At 66.3% G+C, this 19,016-nt stretch carries 22 protein-coding genes; 10 read left to right on the top strand and 12 right to left on the bottom strand.

Going from position 1 to position 19,016, the window contains the following annotated elements; genetic code table 11:
* Positions 1–190 precede the first annotated feature (190 nt).
* Both hslV and hslU read left to right on the top strand, forming a co-directional pair.
* Positions 191–724, top strand: a complete 534-nt coding sequence (hslV, locus tag CCA01S_RS09480; protein WP_066457585.1) for an ATP-dependent protease subunit HslV — start codon at positions 191–193, stop codon at positions 722–724.
* 8 nt (positions 725–732) lie between these two features.
* Positions 733–2,064, top strand: coding sequence for an ATP-dependent protease ATPase subunit HslU (hslU, locus tag CCA01S_RS09485; RefSeq protein WP_066457451.1), 1,332 nt, complete (start codon positions 733–735; stop codon positions 2,062–2,064).
* A 3-nt stretch (positions 2,065–2,067) separates the two neighbouring features.
* Here hslU and CCA01S_RS09490 read toward each other — a convergent pair whose 3' ends face one another.
* Positions 2,068–2,346 carry a copper-binding protein gene (locus CCA01S_RS09490; RefSeq protein WP_066457454.1) on the bottom strand — a complete coding sequence of 93 codons (279 nt, stop codon included), beginning with the start codon at positions 2,344–2,346 and terminating at the stop codon, positions 2,068–2,070.
* Between the two features lie 182 nt (positions 2,347–2,528).
* Here CCA01S_RS09490 and CCA01S_RS09495 point away from each other — a divergent pair, with 182 nt between their 5' ends.
* Positions 2,529–2,963, top strand: a complete 435-nt coding sequence (locus CCA01S_RS09495; RefSeq protein WP_066457456.1) for a GNAT family N-acetyltransferase — start codon at positions 2,529–2,531, stop codon at positions 2,961–2,963.
* A 139-nt stretch (positions 2,964–3,102) separates the two neighbouring features.
* Entirely contained in the window at positions 3,103–3,651 is a 549-nt protein-coding gene (locus CCA01S_RS09500) for a cob(I)yrinic acid a,c-diamide adenosyltransferase (RefSeq protein WP_066457458.1), read from the top strand.
* Positions 3,652–3,800: 149 nt separating this feature from the next.
* On the opposite strand, the gene CCA01S_RS09505 is transcribed toward CCA01S_RS09500, so the two are convergent.
* From CCA01S_RS09505 to CCA01S_RS09515, 3 genes are all read right to left on the bottom strand, one after another.
* A complete protein-coding gene (locus tag CCA01S_RS09505) occupies positions 3,801–5,213 on the bottom strand; it encodes a Fic family protein (RefSeq protein WP_066457460.1) in 1,413 nt (470 codons plus the stop codon).
* Positions 5,214–5,401: 188 nt separating this feature from the next.
* On the bottom strand, positions 5,402–5,929 hold the full coding sequence (locus CCA01S_RS09510) for a carboxymuconolactone decarboxylase family protein (RefSeq protein WP_066457461.1): 528 nt from the start codon (positions 5,927–5,929) through the stop codon (positions 5,402–5,404).
* 90 nt (positions 5,930–6,019) lie between these two features.
* A complete protein-coding gene (locus tag CCA01S_RS09515; protein WP_066457463.1) occupies positions 6,020–7,345 on the bottom strand; it encodes an aspartate aminotransferase family protein in 1,326 nt (441 codons plus the stop codon).
* Between the two features lie 136 nt (positions 7,346–7,481).
* On the opposite strand from CCA01S_RS09515, the gene CCA01S_RS09520 reads away from it, so the two are divergent.
* The gene (locus tag CCA01S_RS09520) at positions 7,482–8,351 is read left to right on the top strand and encodes a MurR/RpiR family transcriptional regulator (protein WP_066457466.1); all 870 of its coding nucleotides are present in this window, start codon (positions 7,482–7,484) and stop codon (positions 8,349–8,351) included.
* Between the two features lie 11 nt (positions 8,352–8,362).
* Positions 8,363–9,406: a C45 family autoproteolytic acyltransferase/hydrolase gene (locus CCA01S_RS09525; RefSeq protein ID WP_066457469.1), complete on the top strand. Its 1,044-nt coding sequence runs from the start codon at positions 8,363–8,365 to the stop codon at positions 9,404–9,406.
* Between the two features lie 93 nt (positions 9,407–9,499).
* On the opposite strand, the gene CCA01S_RS09530 is transcribed toward CCA01S_RS09525, so the two are convergent.
* The 8 genes from CCA01S_RS09530 to CCA01S_RS09565 form a co-directional block, all read right to left on the bottom strand.
* A complete protein-coding gene (locus tag CCA01S_RS09530) occupies positions 9,500–9,910 on the bottom strand; it encodes a c-type cytochrome (RefSeq protein ID WP_232305039.1) in 411 nt (136 codons plus the stop codon).
* 5 nt (positions 9,911–9,915) lie between these two features.
* Positions 9,916–11,001, bottom strand: coding sequence for a copper-containing nitrite reductase (nirK, locus tag CCA01S_RS09535; RefSeq protein WP_066457474.1), 1,086 nt, complete (start codon positions 10,999–11,001; stop codon positions 9,916–9,918).
* 236 nt (positions 11,002–11,237) lie between these two features.
* Positions 11,238–12,080: a formylglycine-generating enzyme family protein gene (locus tag CCA01S_RS09540; RefSeq protein WP_066457477.1), complete on the bottom strand. Its 843-nt coding sequence runs from the start codon at positions 12,078–12,080 to the stop codon at positions 11,238–11,240.
* A 65-nt stretch (positions 12,081–12,145) separates the two neighbouring features.
* Entirely contained in the window at positions 12,146–12,931 is a 786-nt protein-coding gene (locus CCA01S_RS09545) for an enoyl-CoA hydratase (RefSeq protein WP_066457479.1), read from the bottom strand.
* A gap of 47 nt (positions 12,932–12,978) precedes the next feature.
* Positions 12,979–13,683, bottom strand: coding sequence for a lipoyl(octanoyl) transferase LipB (gene lipB, locus CCA01S_RS09550; protein ID WP_373278638.1), 705 nt, complete (start codon positions 13,681–13,683; stop codon positions 12,979–12,981).
* Positions 13,652–13,927, bottom strand: coding sequence for a DUF493 family protein (locus CCA01S_RS09555; RefSeq protein WP_066457485.1), 276 nt, complete (start codon positions 13,925–13,927; stop codon positions 13,652–13,654). Before CCA01S_RS09555 ends, lipB begins: the two co-directional genes overlap by 32 nt.
* Positions 13,928–13,933: 6 nt before the next feature.
* Entirely contained in the window at positions 13,934–15,196 is a 1,263-nt protein-coding gene (locus tag CCA01S_RS09560; RefSeq protein WP_066457591.1) for a D-alanyl-D-alanine carboxypeptidase family protein, read from the bottom strand.
* Positions 15,197–15,362: 166 nt separating this feature from the next.
* Entirely contained in the window at positions 15,363–16,007 is a 645-nt protein-coding gene (locus tag CCA01S_RS09565) for an alpha/beta hydrolase (RefSeq protein WP_066457488.1), read from the bottom strand.
* Positions 16,008–16,097: 90 nt separating this feature from the next.
* On the opposite strand from CCA01S_RS09565, the gene CCA01S_RS09570 reads away from it, so the two are divergent.
* From CCA01S_RS09570 to galU, 4 genes are all read left to right on the top strand, one after another.
* The gene (locus tag CCA01S_RS09570) at positions 16,098–16,964 is read left to right on the top strand and encodes a biotin--[acetyl-CoA-carboxylase] ligase (protein WP_066457491.1); all 867 of its coding nucleotides are present in this window, start codon (positions 16,098–16,100) and stop codon (positions 16,962–16,964) included.
* Complete coding sequence (locus CCA01S_RS09575; RefSeq protein ID WP_066457494.1) at positions 16,961–17,791, top strand: type III pantothenate kinase; 831 nt, start codon at positions 16,961–16,963, stop codon at positions 17,789–17,791. Before CCA01S_RS09570 ends, CCA01S_RS09575 begins: the two co-directional genes overlap by 4 nt.
* Before the next feature lie 148 nt (positions 17,792–17,939).
* On the top strand, positions 17,940–18,116 hold the full coding sequence (locus CCA01S_RS15835; RefSeq protein ID WP_180984173.1) for a hypothetical protein: 177 nt from the start codon (positions 17,940–17,942) through the stop codon (positions 18,114–18,116).
* Entirely contained in the window at positions 18,113–18,952 is an 840-nt protein-coding gene (galU, locus tag CCA01S_RS09580) for a UTP--glucose-1-phosphate uridylyltransferase GalU (RefSeq protein ID WP_066457496.1), read from the top strand. Before CCA01S_RS15835 ends, galU begins: the two co-directional genes overlap by 4 nt.
* The last annotated feature ends 64 nt before the right edge of the window (positions 18,953–19,016 follow it).

Here is a 19,016-nt window from a genome sequence, read left to right on the forward strand (position 1 = left end):
ACCTGCACCCGGGGCATAGGCCGCTACGGCACGCGGCCCAACCCCGCCAAGCAGCTCCCCGCACCCCAACGCCCCGGAGAACGACCGGGCCTTGGGGTGTTTTCATGAAGACATGCCCGGCAAACCGGCTCCCGCCTTGAATTTCCCGCCCATCGCCCCCACTTGCAAGGTCTTGGACGAAGAGAACACCATGGAACAATTTCACGCCACCACCATCATCAGCGTTCGGCGCGGCAACGAAGTCGCCCTGGGCGGAGACGGCCAGGTCACCCTGGGCAACATCGTCATCAAGGGCACAGCCCGCAAGATCCGCCGCCTGTACCACGACAAGGTGCTGGCAGGCTTTGCCGGCGCCACCGCCGACGCCTTCACGCTGCAAGAACGCTTCGAGGCCAAGCTGGAAAAACACCAGGGGCACCTGATGCGCGCCGCCGTCGAACTCACGCGCGACTGGCGCACCGACCGCGTGCTGCGCCGCCTCGAAGCCATGCTGATCGTGGCCGATGCCGAACACACGCTGGTGCTCACCGGCAACGGCGACGTGCTCGAACCCGAACACGGCATCGCCGCCATCGGTTCGGGCGGCCCCTACGCCCAGTCGGCGGCCCGCGCGCTGCTGGAAGCCACCACGCTGTCGCCCGCCGAGATCATCAAGAAGTCGCTCGAAATCGCTGGCGACCTCTGCATCTACACCAACCAGAATCACATCGTCGAAACGCTATAAGGCCCGCCATGTCCGCCACCCCCATGACCCCCAAAGAAATTGTCTCGGAACTGGACAAGCACATCGTCGGCCAGGAAAAAGCCAAGCGCTCGGTGGCCGTCGCCCTGCGCAACCGCTGGCGCCGCCAGCAGGTGGCCGAGCCGCTGCGCCACGAGATCGTGCCCAAGAACATCCTCATGATCGGGCCCACGGGCGTGGGCAAGACCGAAATCGCCCGCCGCCTGGCCCGCCTGGCCAACGCGCCCTTCATCAAGATCGAGGCCACCAAGTTCACCGAAGTGGGCTACGTGGGCCGCGACGTGGACACCATCGTGCGCGACCTGGTGGATGTGGCCGTCAAGCAGATGCGCGAGACCGAAACCCGGCGCGTGCGCACCCAGGCCGAGGACGCCGCCGAAGACCGCATCCTCGACGCGCTGCTGCCGCCGCCGCGCAACGCCTCGGGCGAACCCGAGCGCGAAGAAAACAACACGCGCCAGGTGTTTCGCAAGCGCCTGCGCGAAGGCAAGCTCGACGACACCATGATCGACATCGAAGTGGCGCAGGCCCCGGCGCACATGGAAATCATGGCGCCCCCGGGCATGGAAGAAATGACCGAGCAGCTGCGCGGCATGTTTGCCGGGTTGTCGCAGGGCAAGACCAAGGCGCGCAAGCTGTCGGTGAAAGAGGCCTTCCGCCTGCTCACCGAAGAAGAAGCCGCGCGGCGCATCAACGAAGAAGAAATCCGCACCCAGGCCGTGGCGCTGGCCGAGCAGCACGGCATCGTGTTTCTCGATGAAATCGACAAGATCGCGGCGCGCCAGGAAAGCGGCGGGGCCGACGTCTCGCGCCAGGGCGTGCAGCGCGACCTGCTGCCCTTGGTGGAAGGCACCAGCGTCAATACCAAGTACGGCATGGTGCACACGGATCACATCCTCTTCATCGCCTCGGGCGCTTTTCACCTGTCGCGGCCCTCGGATCTCATCCCCGAGCTGCAGGGGCGCTTTCCGATCCGGGTCGAGCTCGATTCGCTCACGGCGGACGACTTCGTGCGCATTCTCAGCACGACGGATGCTTCGCTCACCAAGCAGTACACGGCGCTCATGGCCACCGAGGACGTGACGCTGGAATTCACCGAGGACGGCATCCAGCGCCTGGCACAGCTGGCGTTCGAGGTCAACGAGCGCACCGAGAACATCGGCGCCCGCCGTCTGTACACGGTGATAGAAAAGCTGCTCGAAGACCTGTCGTTCGAGGCCGCCAGCCCCGGCAAGGACACGGTGGTCATCGACGAAGCCTACGTCAACGACAAGCTGTCGGAAGCCGCGGGCAGCCAGGACTTGGCGCGCTACGTGCTGTAAGGCTTATTTCTTTTCGAGCGCCACCAGCCGGTATTGCCCGTCGGCGCGCTCGGCGGTGAAGCTGACGGTATCGCCCACGGCGATGCCGCGCAGCAGAGCGGGATTGACGTGGTACACAAGGGTCATGGCGGGCAGATCGAGCTTGCCGATGGCGCCGTGCTTGATGGCGATCTTGCCCTGATCCGGGTTGACGCGCACCACCTGCCCGCTGGCCTGCGCCTGCACGGGTTGCGCGGCCTGCACCTGCGCCACGGGGCACAGCATCACAGGCAGCGCGGCCATCACCCAAGCGGCGTGCCTTGGCACCGCACACCGCGCTTGCGCAAACATCCTGGGCTTCATATCAAGACTCCTGAGCTAAACTGCCAGTTTAAGCATACTGCACGCTGACCTTGGCTACTCCTGTTCCCGGCTACCTTCTTCGGCCCGCCACCGAAGCCGACATCCCCGCCATCCATGCACTGATGCTGGAAATGGCCACGTTCGAGAAGCTCACCGACACCTTCAAGGCCACGCACGAGAGCCTGCGCGCCAGCTTCTTTGGCCCGCAGCCCGCTGCGCACTGCCTGGTGATCGCCACCGAAGCGGCACCCGCCGTGCCCATCGCGTACATCATGTGGTTTCACAATTATTCCAGCTTCCTCGACCGACGCGGCCTGTACCTGGAAGACGTGTATATATCGCCCGCCCACCGCGGGCGCGGCCTGGGCGGCTGGGTGCTCAAGCACCTGGCGGCCCTGGCCGTGGAGCTGGGCTGCGGGCGCTTCGAATGGGTGGTGCTCGACTGGAACCAGAATGCCATCGATTTCTACAAGCATCACGGCGGCGAGATTCTGAACGACTGGCGCATCGTGCGCGTGACGGGTGACGCCCTGCGGCGCCTGGCCGGCCAGGCATAAAGCCTGCCCGCAGCCGTCCCGGTCAGGCGGGCGGCTGCACGCACCACAGCACACTGCCTACACGCGGCAACCGCAACACCGCCGCCCCCAGGAAACGGCCGCGAGCGTAAGCACCGGCCCCAGCCAAGGAGCACATCACATGTCGATTCGCGTTTCCATCGTCGCCACCCGCACCGGGGACGACGGCACCACGGGCCTGGGCGACAAGACCCGGGTGCCCAAGGACGCCCCGCGCATCGCGGCCCTGGGCGACGTCGATGAGCTGAACAGCGCCATCGGCGTCTGGCGCACCCACAACCTGCCCGAAGCCGTGGACGCTCTGCTCGCACGCATCCAGAACGAACTCTTCGATCTGGGCGGCGAACTGAGCATCCCCGGCTGGACGGCGCTGAAAGACACGCACGTGCAAGCCCTGGACGAGGCCCTGGCGCACTACAACCAGGCCCTGGGCCCGCTCAAGGAATTCATCCTGCCCGGCGGCTGCCCCGCCGCAGCCCAGGCCCACATGGCCCGCACCATCGCCCGCCGCGCCGAACGCGCGGTGGTCACCCTGGCACGCACGGAACCCGTCAACCCGCCCATCCTGCACTACCTGAACCGCCTCTCCGACCTGTGCTTCGTCCTGGCCCGCCACCTGAACCAAGCCACCCACCACCCAGAAACATTATGGATGAGGCAGGACTATTGACCGTCCCTGCGGACGGTCAATAGCCTGCCGAATCGGAGCGGCTTGCAAGCCGCGACGTGGAGAGATGCCCCGCCCCAAGACAAGCCCCGCCTGCCGATGGAGAGATATCCCGCCCCAAGACAAGCCCCGCCTGCCGAATCAATACACCACTACTTTCTCTGCCGCCAAGCCAGATACTCGGCGCGCCGCAGCCGATACCGCGCCACGCTGCCTTCGTGCAGATGCCGCAAGGCCTCACCGAGCAGCCCGACGAAAATGGCACGATCAGCAGCATCGGCGTATCGAACAGCCAAGCTTTCAAGCAGTGGCGCAACGGGTTCTTGCACACCCCGGACAACGTCTTGCACAGCCCGGATAAGCGCCTCACGGTAGCGAATTTTGACGGGGTCTGGCGCCACCATTTCTTGCGTAACGGCCAGATACCGCTGGCAAGAACGCTCGTACGCCCAGACGAAGACATCGCGCAAGAGTGCTACCTGGTTGAGTTCGTACACCCCCAACGTGCCATCAATATAGGCACGATCAGGCACATCGATGAACGACAGCGGGCATAAATTGTGGCGAATCAAAGAAATATTGGCCCCCAGCCGCGACACCCGTTTATTGACGTCATCAAATGGCTGCAAATACGGCAATTGCACCATCAGAAAAAACGCCTGTTCGAATGGGTCGGGTATCGCCGCTGCCTTGGCCAACAGCACATGGAAGCAATCGGCCAGCACTTGAGGAAACGTCAAAGGGTGAAACACCGTGCCTGAGATTTCGACAGGCCTGTTGCGCAAGCGCCCACAAGCATCTGGATCGGACAATAAATCTTGCGAGAGCACGGCATGCAAATTTTGAAAGGTAAACGCATCGAAACCAATGTCATCGGCCGACTCAACCAGCATCTCGATGGCTGCCTTGTGGTTAAGGATCATCTGGGTTTCAAAAGCGTCTTTGCCCTGCGCCACTTGACCAAACTCGATGAGGTTTTGGGTATCGAGGCGGCTATACGTATTGCCCTCGAGTTGTGACGAAGCCCAGGACAAATCAACCAGGAGGCGCCCGAGGATGTCCCGGGCATAAGTGCCTGCGGGCCGTTGATCGGCTGGGGTACGGCCAATGGCATGCAGCTGCTGCCGCAAAGGCTCTGGCAGGTAGAAAGTGACGCCAGGCTGGTACTGGTCAAGAAATTGCCGTTGATAGCCCACCGGGCGACGCCGCATCAGTGGCAGGTTGACATGGTCGCGTATCGTTTGCCCGTCTGGGGAAACCGTAATGTAAGGTGCCTCGGTGGTTTCTTTGAGCACGAGCGGTGTACTGGCCCCCAGAGCGGCGTGCCAAGCGCTGATGCTGGGCACGGCCCCTTGCCCGACGGGGCAATAGACCAGCGCGACGCTGTCGCCCTGGGTGCTGAGTCGTTGTTCTCGCACAAGCCGATGCAGACGACGCTGAAGGGTGCGCCGGTGAAGAGAGACGCCAAACCGCTGCGTCAGTGCCACTTGGATGTCAGTGACGCCGACACCCTGCGGATGACTTGCAACGATCGACAAGATGGCCTGAATTTCTGCGGCTGACATGACAGTGCTCTATAAAAAATGGCGATGGAGCCATTACTGTCGCACATATCGCTGAAGAGCGTCAATAGCGCGACAAAGCACGACATGAATGTCGCGCTTTGTCGCACAGCAACTGCCCGCCACAAGCAAACCGACCCGGCACCTGAAACAGGGATGCCCTGTCAGCCCGTCGAATCGCAGCGGCTTGCCTACCGCGCATCCTCCGAATGCACCTGCAGCGCCTCGAGAAAGCGCGACACCATGTTGTAGGCCGCGATCGTGGCAGTCAGCTCGACCAACCGGGCCTCGGTGAAATGCGCGCGCACCGCCGCGAACACGGCATCGGGCACCTGCACCGAGCGCGTCATGGCGTCGGTATAGTCCAGCACCGCCCGCTCGCGGGCGTCGAACAGCGCAACAGGCAGCTCGGGCAGCGCCAGGGCATCCAGCTGAGAAGGCCGCAGGCCCTCGGCCAGCGCGATGGGCGCGTGCTGGTCGGCCTCGTAGGGCGCCCGGTTCAGGTGCGCGATGCGCATGATGACCAGCTCGCGGATCGCCCCGTCCAGGCGCGACTTCTGCCGAATGGCCGTGAGGTACGTCAGCCAGCCCTCGGCCACGGCGGGGCTGTGCAGCAACATCTGATACAGATGCAGCACGCTGCCGCGCGCGGCGCTGATGCGCTGCGCCAAAACAGCGGCCTCCCCCGTGTCCAGATCGGCATAGTCCAGTCGAGCCATCCTGTTTTCCTCAGTCAATCAATCAGTCAATCAATCAGCCAGCCAAACCGGCGCCCTGGGCCGCGGCAACACCACGGCCCGTCGGTACGTTCAGCACGGCAAGACTTGCCGCACGGTGCGGGCCAGCCGCCCGACGATCTCTTCGATGTCCGCCGGGGTGCAGATGAAGGGTGGCGCCAACAGCACGTGATCACCCTGCGCGCCATCGATGGTGCCGCCCGAGGGGTAGACCATCAGGCCATTGTCCAGCGCGACGCGCTTGAGCTGCGCGTGCGTCTTGAGCGCCGGGGCCAGCGGCGCCTTGGTCTGACGATCCTGCACGAACTCGATGCCGACGAACAGGCCGCGCCCGCGCACGTCGCCCACATTGGGGTGATCGGCGAAGACCTCGCGCAGGCGCGTGCGCAGCTGCTCGCCACGCGCACGCACATTGGTGAGCAGATCGTCGCGTTCGATGATGGTCTGCACCGCCAGGGCCGCCGCGCACGCCGTGGCGTGCCCCATATACGTATGCCCGTGCTGGAAAAAACCGCTGCCGCCGACGATGGTGTCGTAAATGGTGTCGCTCGCCAGCATGGCGCCGATTGGCTGATAGCCCGCACCCAGGCCCTTGGCAACCGTGAGAATGTCCGGGCGCACGCCGTCTTCGGTGCAGGCGTACTGATAGCCGGTACGCCCCATGCCCGACATCACCTCATCAAGAATCAGCAGCACGCCATAACGGTCGCAGACTTCGCGAATGCGCTGGAAATACGTGCGCACCGGCGGCACCGCCCCCGCCGTGGCCCCCACCACCGTCTCGGCCACGAACGCCGCCACGCGCCCCGGCCCCACGGCCAGAATCGTTTCTTCCAGCTCGGTGGCCAGGCGTTGGGCGTAGGCCGCTTCGGTTTCTCCAGCCTGCTGATCGCGATAGGCATAGCAGGGCGACACGTGATAGGCGGGAATCAGCAGCGGCAGGAACTTCTGCCGCCGCAAGGCGTTGCCGCCGATGGCCAACGCTCCCAGCGTATTGCCGTGATAACTTTGGCGCCGGGCGATGAACTGGCTGCGCTCGGGCTCGCCGCGCTCGACGAAATATTGGCGCGCCAGCTTGAGCGCCGCCTCGATGGCCTCTGACCCGCCAGAGACAAAATACACGTGATTCAATTCGCCCGGCGCGCGGCGCACGAGGCAGTCGGCCAGTTCTTCGCAGGCCTGCGTCGTGAAGAAGGACGAATGAACGTAGGCCAGCTGATCCAGCTGCGCCTTGATGGCCGCAATCACCTCGGGATGGCCGTGCCCCAGGCAGGACACTGCCGCGCCGCCCGAAGCGTCCAGATACGAGCGGCCAGCCTCGTCGAAAACGAAAATACCCTCTCCGCGCACGGCGCGTTTCAGCGTATGCTGGGGGTTGCGATGAAAGACATGAGTCATGGAGAGCCTCTTTGGGCCTGTTGGGGGTTTGGGCCCGGCGTGCTCAGGCTCAAAAGTAGAACAACGAATGTTTCATGAATCATATATCATGAAACATGTAATTCATACCCCGTTGACACTTTCAAACAGTCCTACCATGCCTGTTCCACGCTCCCCGGATGAACTGATCCAGACCATCCAGTCGCGCTACGCCCAGCTCAGCCCGCAGTTTCAGGCGGCGGCGCGCTACCTGATCGACCACCCGGCCCAGGTATCCACGCTGTCGGCCCGCAAGCTGTCGCTGCTGGCCGGGGTGCAGCCCGCCACCCTGGTGCGTCTGGCGCAGCACCTGGGCTACGTCGGCTGGGACGCCCTGAAATCCGTCTTCACACACGAGCTGCAGCAGCACCACCCCAGCGGCTACACCGCCCGCGCCCAGTCGCTGGTCGCCAGCCCGCAATCCGCCCAGGCCAGCTGGGCCGCCGCCTCGCAGCAGCAGTCGCACAACCTGATGGCGCTCGAACCCGCCAACCGGCAGGCCTTCAACCGGGTGGTCGCCCACCTCGTCCAGGCGCAGCGCATCATCATCGCGGGCTTTCGCTCCTCGTATCCCGCCGCCTTCAGCCTGCGCTACCTGTGCAGCCTCTTTCGCCCGGACATTCACCTGCTGCACAACGCGGGCGGCACCATGAGCCTCGACCTACAACACCTGCAGCCCAGCGACACCGTCGTGCTCATCAGCTACAGCCCCTACTCGCGCGAAATCATCCAGGTGGCCGCGGCCGCCCGCGCACAGGGCTGCACGATCCTCGCCCTGTGCGACAGCCAGGTTGCGCCCATCGCGCTCCAGGCGGATCATGTCCTGACCTTCACCACTCAGGGGCATTCCTTCTTTCCATCCACCGTGGCCATCCAGTCGCTGGTCGAAATGCTCGCCCAGCAGTTTCTGGTGCGCAGCGGCGAACACGCCATCGCCGAGCTGTCTCACACCGAATCCCAGCTGCACGCCACGGGCGCTTACGTCTAGTAGAACCCGCCATGACCACCACACCCGCTCCACAGACGCTCTCCTGGCTCGACGCCCACGGCTCACACCACGAAATCGGCCGGGCGCTCGGGCAATGGGGGGCCAGGGCCTGCCAGCGCTACCTGGTGGCCTCGCCCGCCTGGGCTCAGGTGATGGCTTTTCGCAGCCACCCAGGTATCGCCACGATGCAAGGCCTGGTGCACCATCACTTCCCCTGGATCGAACACGAACTCATGGGCCTGGCCGAAGGCCTGGGCCTGTCCTACGAAGAAGTGTTTCTCTGGAACTGCCGCGGCGACCTCTGGGCGCTGGCCCCCGACGGCTGCACCACCGTGCTGGCGGCCCAGCGCCTCAGCCACAACGAAGACGGCGACCCGGGCTTTGCCGGGGCCTGCGGGCTCGTCAAGGCGCGCCCCATCGACGCCCCGGCCTTCGTCTCGTTCATCTATCCGGGCTCACTGCCCGGACACACCTTCGCCGTCACCCAGACAGGGATGGCGATCACCGTCAACAACATCCGCGCGCGCCAGGCACAGGCGACAGGGCTGCCACGCATGGTACTCACGCGCGCCCTGCTCACGGCCCAGACGCCGGCCCAGGCGGTGCAGATGCTGCAGTCACACCCACGCATGGGCGCCTTTCACCTGGGCATCGGCCAGGCGGCCAGCCCCTGCTCCTTCAGCGTCGAATTCACCCAGGACAGGGTCTCGGTGCAGCCCGTGCGCCAAGGCCGCCGCCTGCACGCCAACCACGCCATCCACGAAGCCCAGCAGGCGTTGGCGCAAGTGGTCACGGCCTCGTCCGCGCACCGGCAGGCGCGCGGTGACGCCCTGCTGGCCGAAGACGCCGACGCGCTCGACATTCTGCGCGACACGCAAGACACCGCCGAACCCATCCTGCGCCGCGCGCCAGGCGACACCGACCAGGAAAACACGCTCGCCACCGCCGACATCGACCTCACCGGCGACCTCGCGCGCTGGGATGTCTACGCACCCGGGGCGCGCGAACCACACTACACGTTCCACGGCCTCAAGCGGCTGGCCGAACCCGCATAACCCCAAACCGGTGTCCGCAGCCCGGCGGCGGCATTGGCGGCGCACGTAAAAAAGGGTGCCAAGGCACCCTTTTACCGCCATCCCGCCACGGGCTTACTTCACGCGGCTGACCATGTATTCGACGGCGGCACGCAGCGTGGCGTCGTCCGCCTTGGTGCCGCCACGCGCCGGCATGGCACCTTTGCCGTGGGTGGCCACGTTCATCATCTGATCCATGCCCTGCGCGATGATCGGCTCCCAGGCGGCTTTGTTGCCCAGCTTCGGCGCATTGGCCGCACCCGTGCTGTGGCAGGCCACGCAGGCCGACTTGTACAGCTTCTCGCCTTGCTGCAAGGTGCCGGCGTCGCTGGCCATCGACAGGGTCGGCAGCAGGGCGGCAACACTCAGGGCGGCGATACTCAGGGTCTTCAACATTTCCATCTCCACAATTGCGGGTGTTCCATCGCGGTGCACACCCTTTTCAGTCAACTCCGGCGGACTGTGCCGCCCGGAGCCGTCGTTCACAGCACTTACTTCTTGATGGGGGCCGGGGCCTTGACCTGTTTCATCAGGTCGTCGTTCCACTTGCCTTCCACCTTCACGTGACCCGCCGCACCCAGCTCGAAGGCTTCGATGAGGTTGTGGTTCACGTAGGCATACACGCCCGGCTGCTTGAAGGTGTAGAGCGCCACGCCCGCCGAGCCGCCGCGCACGAACCAGGTTTCGAGGTTGCGCTCGGGTTCGTTGATGAACTTGCCGGTTTCCCAGACGTAGTCACCGTGGCCGCCGATCAAGTGCGGACGCGTGTCGCGGTTGGCCGAGCCGTGGATGAACAGCACCGACTCGCCCACTTTGGCCGTCATTGCGCCTTCACCCGTCAGGGCCCCGACCTTGCCGTTGAACACGACGTGCGTGGGCACCAGCTTGCGCATGGCTTCGACCGTGTCGCCGTAGCTTTCGAGCGCGGTGTCGTACGACTTGTAGTTGCCGTTCTCATCCTTGGGGATGTAGAGATCGAATTCGCCGATGGTGTAGGCCTTGTCGTAGTGCAGCTTCTTGCCGTGGCCATCGGTGAGGCCTTCGCGCGGCAGCACCATCAAGGTGCCGCTCATGCCCGAGACCACGTGCCAGGGCACCATGCCCTCGGGGGCGCAGTGATAGATGAAGGCGCCCGTGCGGTCGGCCTTGAAGCGCAACACCACCTGCTCGCCCGGCTTCACCTTGGTCAGGCCCGCGCCGCCCAGCGCGCCCGTGGCCGCGTGGAAGTCGATGTTGTGCTCAAGCGCGTTGGTGTCGGGGTTGATCAGCGTGAGCTGCACGTAGTCGCCTTCATGCACCACCATGGTGGGGCCGGGCATCGAGCCATTGAAGGTCATGGCCTGCATTGTCGTGCCGTTTTCCGCATCGATGACGACTTGTTTTTCTTCGATGGTCATCGTGAATTCGACCACCTTCGGCTTGGCCGTGGTCGCCTGCTCGTGCTGCATGACATTTGGCGGCGCAACGAGCATGGGGCGGATGTGCTCCAGCTTGTCAGCAGGGTCTGCACTCGCGACACCGCCCACCAGCAAAGAGGCCAAGGCAGTGGCGGCCATACACAGACGAAATACCTTCATAAAGAACTCCCTGTTTGATAGCGTCGTTTTCTTCGACGGTTCTATCTTGTCACCTCCGGGGTTTACCCTTATTGCGCTGGATCAAATTCATTCATCTAAAATTCAGCTTTCGCGGCGGCGGATTGATCTGGCGCAACAAAAGCCCCATCCCGAGCGGCACGGCCCTGGACAAGCCCCTGGCGGAAGCGATGGCTGTCGTCCCCCTCGCCGACAGGGGGACGACAGCCGGGGGAGCGCTAGCTTTCGCGCACCAGGCGAAAGCCCAGGTTGGCGGGCGGCAACCCGATGGAACAGGCGCCGTTGCGCGGGTCGCGGATGAAGTCGGGCATGGCCGCGACGTGCGCCCCGGCCAGGATGCGCACGCCGCAGTTTTCGCGTGGCGCCAGCGGCAGCACGCCCACGCTGTGGCTGGCAAAACAGGTGTCCGTCCATTCCCAGACGTTGCCCGCCATGTCGCTCAGCCCCAGGGCGTTGCGGCCAAAATGACCAAACGGCTGCACGGCCTTGATGCGCCCCCGGGCGCGGACGATCTCGCGCTCGTATTCGGCCAGCCAGCGCACGGCGGGGTCGTCCGGGTCGGAAGGCAGGGCGCCTTCTTCTTTGTAGCGCTCGGCCGCCGCGCGTACCCATTCGGTGTACAGCGGCAGGCGCCAGCGCTGCCCGGTTTCTTGGGACAGCCACTGCGCATAGGCCGTGGCGTCGGCCCAGCTGACGCCCACGGCGGGCTTGTCGGGCGCGTTCAGGTCGCGAAAGCCCTTGTCAAGGCGCTTGCAGGCCCGCGCCCGCACACAGCGGGCGTATTCGGCCTGGCTGACCGGATGGCGCATGATGAAGCGCCCCGCCCCCACCTGCCCCTGCACGCGCGGCGCGTCCACCGGGCGCCCCTGGTCGAGAAACTCGCCCGCGGCCTGGTAAGTGAAGGCTCCGGCGGGAATCGGCACGGGATCGGCGGCCGAACCGGCGAGAACGGGTGCCGCCAGCGCAGCGCCCCCGGCCAGCGTGGCAAACAGCGCACAGCCCAGGGATACCCGCGTCGTCAAACGGCGCAGGCGCAAGAAAGGATGAAGCGGACGAGCCATGGAGAGAGACCTCATATCGACCTCTCTATTGGACGCGCAAGACGCCGTGGGCGTCTTGAGACGGATCAAGAAAAGCGCGGCGGGCGCTTCTCCATGAAGGCGTCGATGCCCTCGGACACGTCGTCGGCGAGCATGTTGCGCGCCATGACCCCGGCGGCGTAGTCGTAGGCCTGCGCCAACGGCATGGCCAGCTGCCGGTAGACCATGGCCTTGCCCGTGCGCACAGCCACCGGGCTCTTGGCGAGGATGCTGTCCACCAGCCCGGCCACGGCCTGGTCGAGCTCGGCCTCGGGCACCGCGTGGTTGATGAGCCCGCGCTCGACCGCCTGGGCGGCACTGATGAACTGGCCCGTCACCAGCATCTCGAAGGCGTTCTTGAGCGGTACGTTACGCGTCAGCGCCACGGCGGGCGTGGAACAGAACAGCCCGACGTTGATGCCCGACACCGCAAAACGCGCGGTATCCGCCGCCACCGCGAGGTCGCAGCTGGCCACCAGCTGGCAGCCCGCCGCCGTGGCCGTACCCTGCACGCGGGCGATGACCGGCACCGGGCAGCTCACCATGGACTGCATGAGCCGCCCGCAGCGGGTGAACAGCGCCTGGTAGTAATCCAGGTCGCCCGCGTGGCTGCGCATCTGCTTGAGATCGTGTCCGGCGCAAAAGGCCCGGCCATTGGCCGCCAGCACCACGGCGCGCAAGGCCGCATCGTCGCGGCAGGCATCGAACTGTGCCTGCAGGGCCTGCAACATGGCTTCGGACAAGGCGTTGAACTGCTCGGGGCGATTGAGCGTCAGGGTGAGCACATCGCCATGCCGCTGGGCGAGCACCAGCGCGTCGGACGGGTTCTGCATGCGGGTCTCCTTGGGCCCCCGCGCGCCAGGCCGCCGGGGCGACGCGTTCAGGAGCGGGTTGGGTGTCCGGCGGCCTCCCAGGCCGCCGTGAAGCGGCGCGCCAGAAGCTCGCCGACCTCGGTGAGGTTTGCACGGATTCCGCAAGACTGCAAATCGACCGTCTGCAGCCCGGCATAGCCACACGGGTTGATGCCCAGAAAGGGCGACAAGTCCATGGCGACGTTGAGCGCCACGCCATGATAGGCGCGGCCATTGCGCACCTTGATGCCCAGCGCGGCGATCTTGGCCAGTGCCTGGCCGCTGGGCGCAAGCAGCGCCGACTGCGGCACGTAGATGCCCGGCGCGCCCGGCTTGCGGCAGGCCTGAGCCACGCCCAGCTCGGCCAGTGTGTCGAGCACCGCCTGTTCGAGCAGTGTGACGAATTCGCGCACGAAAATGCGCCGGCGGCGCAAATCGAGCAGCGTGTAGAGCACCACCTGGCCGGGGCCGTGGTAGGTGACCTGTCCGCCGCGATTGCAGTGCACCACCGGGATGCCGTGGGGATTGAGAATGTGCGATTCAAGCCCCGCCTGCCCCAGGGTATAGACCGGTGCGTGCTCGACCAGCCAGAGCTCGTCGGGCGTGTCGTCGCCGCGTTGCTCGGTGAAATCCTGCATTGCCTGCCACACCGGCAGGTACGCCGCGGGACGGTCGAGCCAGCGTAGCCGCATCACCGCGCCCTCAGAGCACGACCGAGACCAGCGCGTGCCCATGCAGGGCGCGGTACAGGTCGTCGAGCTGTGCGCGCGAGGTGACGCGCACGATGAGGGTGAGCCCCAGGTAGTTGCCGCTGCGGCTGGGGCGCACCTCGATCGTGGCCGGGTCGAAGGCCGGATCGAAACCCCGCACCAGCTCGGCCATGGCCGACTGGAAATCGTCGTGCGCGCGCCCCATCACCTTGATGGGAAAGTGGCAGGGATAGGTGATGAGAGAGTCTTCGGGGCGGATCTCTGGCATGGCGGGCTACTGGAACAGCAGACGGATTTTGTCGATGAGGCGCCCGAAAAAGCCCGCCTGGGGCACGGATTTCATCACCGTGAGCGGCACCTGGCGCAGCGTCTTGCCATCGAGCGAAACGAGCAGCGTGCCCGCCTTGTCGCCCTCGGTGAGCGGCGCCATCAGCGGCTGGGTATAGCGCGCCTCGGTCTTGATGTTGTCGGCCTGGCCGCGCGGCACGGTGACCCACAGGCTGTGTTCCACCCCGAGATCGGCGGTCTCGGTGGCACCTTCCCAGACGCGCGCCGACACGGCGGGCTTGGTCTTGTCGAGCAGCTTGACCGTATCGAAGTTCTTGAAGCTCCAGTTGAGCAGCTTCAGGCTGCTTTCGGTGCGCGCGGCGTCGCTGGCGGCCCCCACCAGCACCGACACCACCCGGCGGCCGTCGCGCATGGCCGTGGCCACCAGGCAATAGCCCGCCGACTGGGTGTGGCCGGTCTTCATGCCATCGACCGTGGCGTCGGCCCACAGCAGGCGGTTGCGGTTGCTCTGCTTGATCTTGTTATAGGTGAATTCTTTCTGGCTGTCGTAGTGGCGGTATTGCGGATACTGCTGCACCAGCGCGCGCGCCAGCGTGGCCAGGTCTTCGACCGTGGTCATGTGATCGGGGTCGGGCAGGCCGGTGGAATTGACGAAATGCGTGTGCGCCATGCCCAGGGCCTTGGCCTGCTGGTTCATCAGCGCCACGAAGGCCGATTCGCTGCCGGCCACGGCCTCGGCCAGCGCCACGGTGGCGTCGTTGCCCGACTGCACCAGCACGCCCTGCAGCAGATCATCCACCGAGACTTCGGTGTTGGGGTTGATGAACATGCGCGAGCCTTCGGTCTTCCAGGCCTTTTCGGACACGTGCACCATCTGGTCGAGCTTCAGGCGCCCGCTTTCGAGCGCCTCGAAGATGACGTAGGCCGACATCAGCTTGGTGAGCGAGGCCGGCTCGACCGCCTGCTTGGGGTTCTGCGCCGCGATGATCTGGCCGCTGTTGGCATCGAGCGTGAGCCAGGCCTTCACGCCCAGCGCGGGCACGGGGATGCTGGAGAGCGTGCTGACGCCTTCGGTGGTGGACTCGGCGGGCGCCGCAGCCGTATCGGCGGCCTGCGTGGCGGCGGGCGCCGGGGCGGCCTTCTGCGCCCAGGATGCACCCGGCAACACAGCGCAGCCCAGCACCAGAGACAGGGCCAGCGGGGCCAAACGGAAACAACGGCGGGACGACGGGACAAATCTCGTGGGCATGATCGCAACAAATAGGGGATGGCAAAACGTGAGGCCCATTATAGGCAGCGCGCCTGACAGGCACATGGAGCCAGCGTGCGGAAATCGAGACAAAACGCAAGCAACTGAAACCTGTGCGGCCCCGTGGCAGGCCGCCGGACGCGCGGCGCCGCACGTCCGGGCCGGTTCAAAGGCCGCTCAGGCTGCCGAGCACCACTTCGCGCAGCACGAGCAGCTTGCCATGGAAAAAATGCCCGGCATCCGGCACCACCGTAAGCGGCAGCTGATGCGCCCGGGCAAAATCCATGCCTTCGGACAGCGGCACCACCTCGTCTTGTTCGCCGTGAATCAGGAGCGTGTGGGCGGGCATGGCCAGGGGCCGATAGCGGAAGCGTTCGACCGCGCAGCCGATGAGCATCAGGCGCGCGGGCAGCGGCAGGCCCCGGTCGGCCAGCTCGGCATGCAATTGCGCCGCCACCGCCGAGCCAAACGAAAACCCCGCCAGCACCCAGGGGCCTTGCGCGGCCTGCGGATACTGCGCAAAGATGTGCTCGACGCAGGCCACCATGTCGGCGGTCTCGCCCACGGCGGCATCGAACACACCCTCGGACGCCCCCACCCCGCGAAAATTGGGCCGAATGGCCAGCAGACCCTGCTGCACGCAGGTGCGCGCCACGGTGGTGACGACCTTGTTGTCGCGCGTGCCGCCGTGCAGCGGGTGCGGATGCAGCACCAGCGCCCACCCCACAGGTGACTGTTCGGGGTGGTCCACAGTATATTCAACGCTTCCCGACATCCCCCGGAAGGCGGATTGTTCTGTACGCAGACTCATGATCGCATGCACTCTTGACGGATATTGCCAGGCCCGCAGCCCCCGAAACAGCGTGTTCCGGCAGCCGCGACACCGGCTCATTCTACCCACATGACAGGCCTTCTCGCTGAATCCTCCCCACCGCTGCCCGCCCCTGATGCGCTGGCGGCCGCGCTGCGCCCGGCGCTGCCGCAGTTTCGCCAGATCGAATGGCTGGCGCAGACCGGCTCCACCAATGCCGACTTGCTGGCGCGCGCGCGCAGCGGGGTCGGCCTGCGCCCCTGGCTGCGCGGCACGCACCTGCAGACGCAGGGGCGCGGGCGCGCGGGGCGCACCTGGCAGAACCGGGTCGGCGCCAACCTGATGTTTTCCTGCGCCTTCGACGTCTTTCTGCCCGCCCGCCACCTGCCGACGCTCGCGCCGCTCATCGGCCTGGCCAGCTGCCAGGCCCTGCGCCAGCAGCTGGGCGCCGAGCAGCGCCACCGCCTGTGCATGAAGTGGCCCAACGACCTGCTCTTCGACCAGGCCAAGCTGGCCGGCATCCTCATCGAATCCACCCGCTCGGGCACGGCCCAGGTGCCCGACCACCACCTCATCATCATCGGCATGGGGCTCAACCTGCTCGATGCGCGCGCCCTGTCCCAGTCGCTGGATCGCAATGTGGCCGACTGGTCGGGCATTGCGGCGCTCGATGCGCAGGCCGCGCAAGCCGACGCGGCCCAGCTGGTGGCCTGCGCGGCCCAGGCCTGGTATCAGGCGCTCAACGAAGCCAGCGCCCAAGGCCTCGCTGGCCTGCCCGAACGCTACGCCGAGGTGGACGCCCTGGCCGGGCAACACGTGGACGTCATCGACGACGGCCATCTGAAACACACCGGCGTGGCCTGCGGCATCGACGCGCAAGGCCGCCTGCTGGTGCGCAACGCCCAGGGCACGCAGCCCATTTCGGTGGGCGAAATCTCCGTGCGGCTGAGCCGATGATGCTGCTGATCGACGCGGGCAACACCCGGGCCAAATACACCTGGCTAAACGGCGGACAGCGCCAGACAGCCGCCTGCCTGCTGGACTACGCCACGCTGCCCGCCTGGCCACGGCAGCAGGCCCGGCGCCCACAACGCATCCTGGGCTCGAACGTGGCCGGCCCCGACGTGGCGCGGCAGCTGGACGCCGCCTGCCAGGCCGCCTGGGGCGCGCGCGTCCAGTGGTGCACGGCGCAGCACGGGCAGACCCTGCTGCGCAACCACTATGCCGACCCCGCACGCCTGGGCGCCGACCGCTGGCTGGGCCTGCTGGGCCTGCTGCAGCACCTGCGCGGCACGGCCTCCTGGCAGGCGGGCCATCCCGCCATCCTGGCCAGCTTCGGCACGGCCACGACCATCGACACCCTGCTGCCCGCCGCCAGCGGCGATGCGGATGGCCGTCCGGCCTTCATGGGCGGGCTCATCCTGCCCGGCCCTTCGCTCATGGCGCACAGCCTGACGCAAAGCACGGCGCACCTGCCACTGCCACAAGGCCACTGCGTCGATTTTCCGCGCGAGACGCACGATGCCATCACCAGCGGCATCGCCGCGGCGCAGGCAGGCGCCCTGCTGCGCCAATGGCGCCTGGCCCGCGCAGCGGCCCAGGGGCGCGCGCCGCTGGTGCACGCCACAGGCGGCGGCTGGCCACTGGTGCGCGAGGCCATCCAGGCCGAACAGGCGCTTGCCCGGCAGCACGAAGGCCTGCCCGCCGAACCCATCCAGTTTCTCGACGCGCCGGTGCTCGACGGGCTGGCCGTCCTGGCGGGCCTGCCCGCCGACGCCACCTGAAACAGCCCCCTTGGACAGGCGGTCTGAGCCAGTCGGCCCAGACCGCCGATCAGGGCCACGCGCCACCGCCATCCACCCCCGTCCGGCGGCCACGTACTCGGCCAGACAGCCGGTTCTGCCCGCGCCCGTGCGCGATATACTAGGCGCCATGCGCTTTCTACTGACTCTCGCGGTGGTCGCCAACCTGGCGCTGCTGGCCTATGGCCAGGGCTTCTTTGGCCCGCCGCCCGCCGAACAAGGCCGCACGCCGCGGCCCCTGTCGCAACGCAACCAGCAGATGCTCACCCTGGCGCCTGCGCTGCCCCCCGAATTCTCGCCACAATGAAACCTATCCGCAAAGCCGTCTTCCCCGTCGCCGGCCTGGGCACCCGTTTTCTGCCCGCCACCAAGGCCATGCCCAAGGAAATGCTGCCCATTGTGGACAAGCCCCTGATCCAGTACGCCGTCGAAGAAGCGCTGGCGGCGGGCATCACCGAGCTCATCTTCGTCACGGGGCGCAACAAGCGCGCCATCGAAGACCACTTCGACCGTGCGCCAGAACTGGAATCCGAACTGCAGGCCAAGGGCAAGCAGGCCCTGCTCGATACCATCCGCACCATCCTGCCCGCGCACGTACACTGCATCTACACCCGGCAATCCCAGGCGCTGGGCCTGGGCCACGCCGTGCTGTGCGCCGCCCCCATCGTGGGCAACGAGCCCTTTGCCGTGCTGCTGGCCGACGACCTGCTCGATGCCGAAACCGCCGTCACGCGCCAGCTGGTGGATGCCGCCCATCAGCACGATGGCAGCGTGCTCGCCATCCAGACCATCGACCGCCAGGACACGCGCAAGTACGGCATCGTGGCCGGCTCCGCCGTGGACGCCCGCAACACGCGCGTCGAACACATCGTCGAAAAACCGGCGCCACAAGACGCGCCCTCGAACCAGGCCGTGGTCGGGCGCTATGTGCTGGAGCCCGAAATCTTCGATTTTCTACGCCAGACCCAGGCGGGCGTAGGCCAGGAAATCCAGCTGACCGACGCTATTTCCGCCATGCTGCGCCACCGGCGTGTGTTCGCCCACCGCTACGACGGCGAGCGCTACGACTGCGGCAGCAAAGAGGGCTTCTTCCGAGCCACGATCGCCCTGGGCAAGAAATACCACGGCCTGAACGCCGACTGATCCGCCACCATAAACCACCTGCCAACGGCCGGGCGCCGCCCCGCATTCCGGACAGCCGCCGGGC

This window comes from Castellaniella caeni NBRC 101664 (assembly GCF_001592225.1).
Classification (GTDB): Bacteria; Pseudomonadota; Gammaproteobacteria; order Burkholderiales; family Burkholderiaceae_B; genus Castellaniella; species Castellaniella caeni.

What these genes read in the sequence shown, in the direction of transcription:
- hslV (WP_066457585.1), top strand. Translation starts at nt 191, where the DNA reads ATGGAACAATTTCACGCCACCACCATCATCAGCGTTCGGCGCGGCAAC.
- hslU (WP_066457451.1), top strand. Translation starts at nt 733, where the DNA reads ATGTCCGCCACCCCCATGACCCCCAAAGAAATTGTCTCGGAACTGGAC.
- CCA01S_RS09490 (WP_066457454.1), bottom strand. Translation starts at nt 2,346, where the DNA reads ATGGCCGCGCTGCCTGTGATGCTGTGCCCCGTGGCGCAGGTGCAGGCC.
- CCA01S_RS09495 (WP_066457456.1), top strand. Translation starts at nt 2,529, where the DNA reads ATGCTGGAAATGGCCACGTTCGAGAAGCTCACCGACACCTTCAAGGCC.
- CCA01S_RS09500 (WP_066457458.1), top strand. Translation starts at nt 3,103, where the DNA reads ATGTCGATTCGCGTTTCCATCGTCGCCACCCGCACCGGGGACGACGGC.
- CCA01S_RS09505 (WP_066457460.1), bottom strand. Translation starts at nt 5,213, where the DNA reads ATGTCAGCCGCAGAAATTCAGGCCATCTTGTCGATCGTTGCAAGTCAT.
- CCA01S_RS09510 (WP_066457461.1), bottom strand. Translation starts at nt 5,929, where the DNA reads ATGGCTCGACTGGACTATGCCGATCTGGACACGGGGGAGGCCGCTGTT.
- CCA01S_RS09515 (WP_066457463.1), bottom strand. Translation starts at nt 7,345, where the DNA reads ATGACTCATGTCTTTCATCGCAACCCCCAGCATACGCTGAAACGCGCC.
- CCA01S_RS09520 (WP_066457466.1), top strand. Translation starts at nt 7,482, where the DNA reads ATGCCTGTTCCACGCTCCCCGGATGAACTGATCCAGACCATCCAGTCG.
- CCA01S_RS09525 (WP_066457469.1), top strand. Translation starts at nt 8,363, where the DNA reads ATGACCACCACACCCGCTCCACAGACGCTCTCCTGGCTCGACGCCCAC.
- nirK (WP_066457474.1), bottom strand. Translation starts at nt 11,001, where the DNA reads ATGAAGGTATTTCGTCTGTGTATGGCCGCCACTGCCTTGGCCTCTTTG.
- CCA01S_RS09540 (WP_066457477.1), bottom strand. Translation starts at nt 12,080, where the DNA reads ATGGCTCGTCCGCTTCATCCTTTCTTGCGCCTGCGCCGTTTGACGACG.
- CCA01S_RS09545 (WP_066457479.1), bottom strand. Translation starts at nt 12,931, where the DNA reads ATGCAGAACCCGTCCGACGCGCTGGTGCTCGCCCAGCGGCATGGCGAT.
- lipB (WP_373278638.1), bottom strand. Translation starts at nt 13,683, where the DNA reads ATGGGCACGCGCTGGTCTCGGTCGTGCTCTGAGGGCGCGGTGATGCGG.
- CCA01S_RS09555 (WP_066457485.1), bottom strand. Translation starts at nt 13,927, where the DNA reads ATGCCAGAGATCCGCCCCGAAGACTCTCTCATCACCTATCCCTGCCAC.
- CCA01S_RS09560 (WP_066457591.1), bottom strand. Translation starts at nt 15,196, where the DNA reads ATGCCCACGAGATTTGTCCCGTCGTCCCGCCGTTGTTTCCGTTTGGCC.
- CCA01S_RS09565 (WP_066457488.1), bottom strand. Translation starts at nt 16,007, where the DNA reads ATGAGTCTGCGTACAGAACAATCCGCCTTCCGGGGGATGTCGGGAAGC.
- CCA01S_RS09570 (WP_066457491.1), top strand. Translation starts at nt 16,098, where the DNA reads ATGACAGGCCTTCTCGCTGAATCCTCCCCACCGCTGCCCGCCCCTGAT.
- CCA01S_RS09575 (WP_066457494.1), top strand. Translation starts at nt 16,961, where the DNA reads ATGATGCTGCTGATCGACGCGGGCAACACCCGGGCCAAATACACCTGG.
- CCA01S_RS15835 (WP_180984173.1), top strand. Translation starts at nt 17,940, where the DNA reads ATGCGCTTTCTACTGACTCTCGCGGTGGTCGCCAACCTGGCGCTGCTG.
- galU (WP_066457496.1), top strand. Translation starts at nt 18,113, where the DNA reads ATGAAACCTATCCGCAAAGCCGTCTTCCCCGTCGCCGGCCTGGGCACC.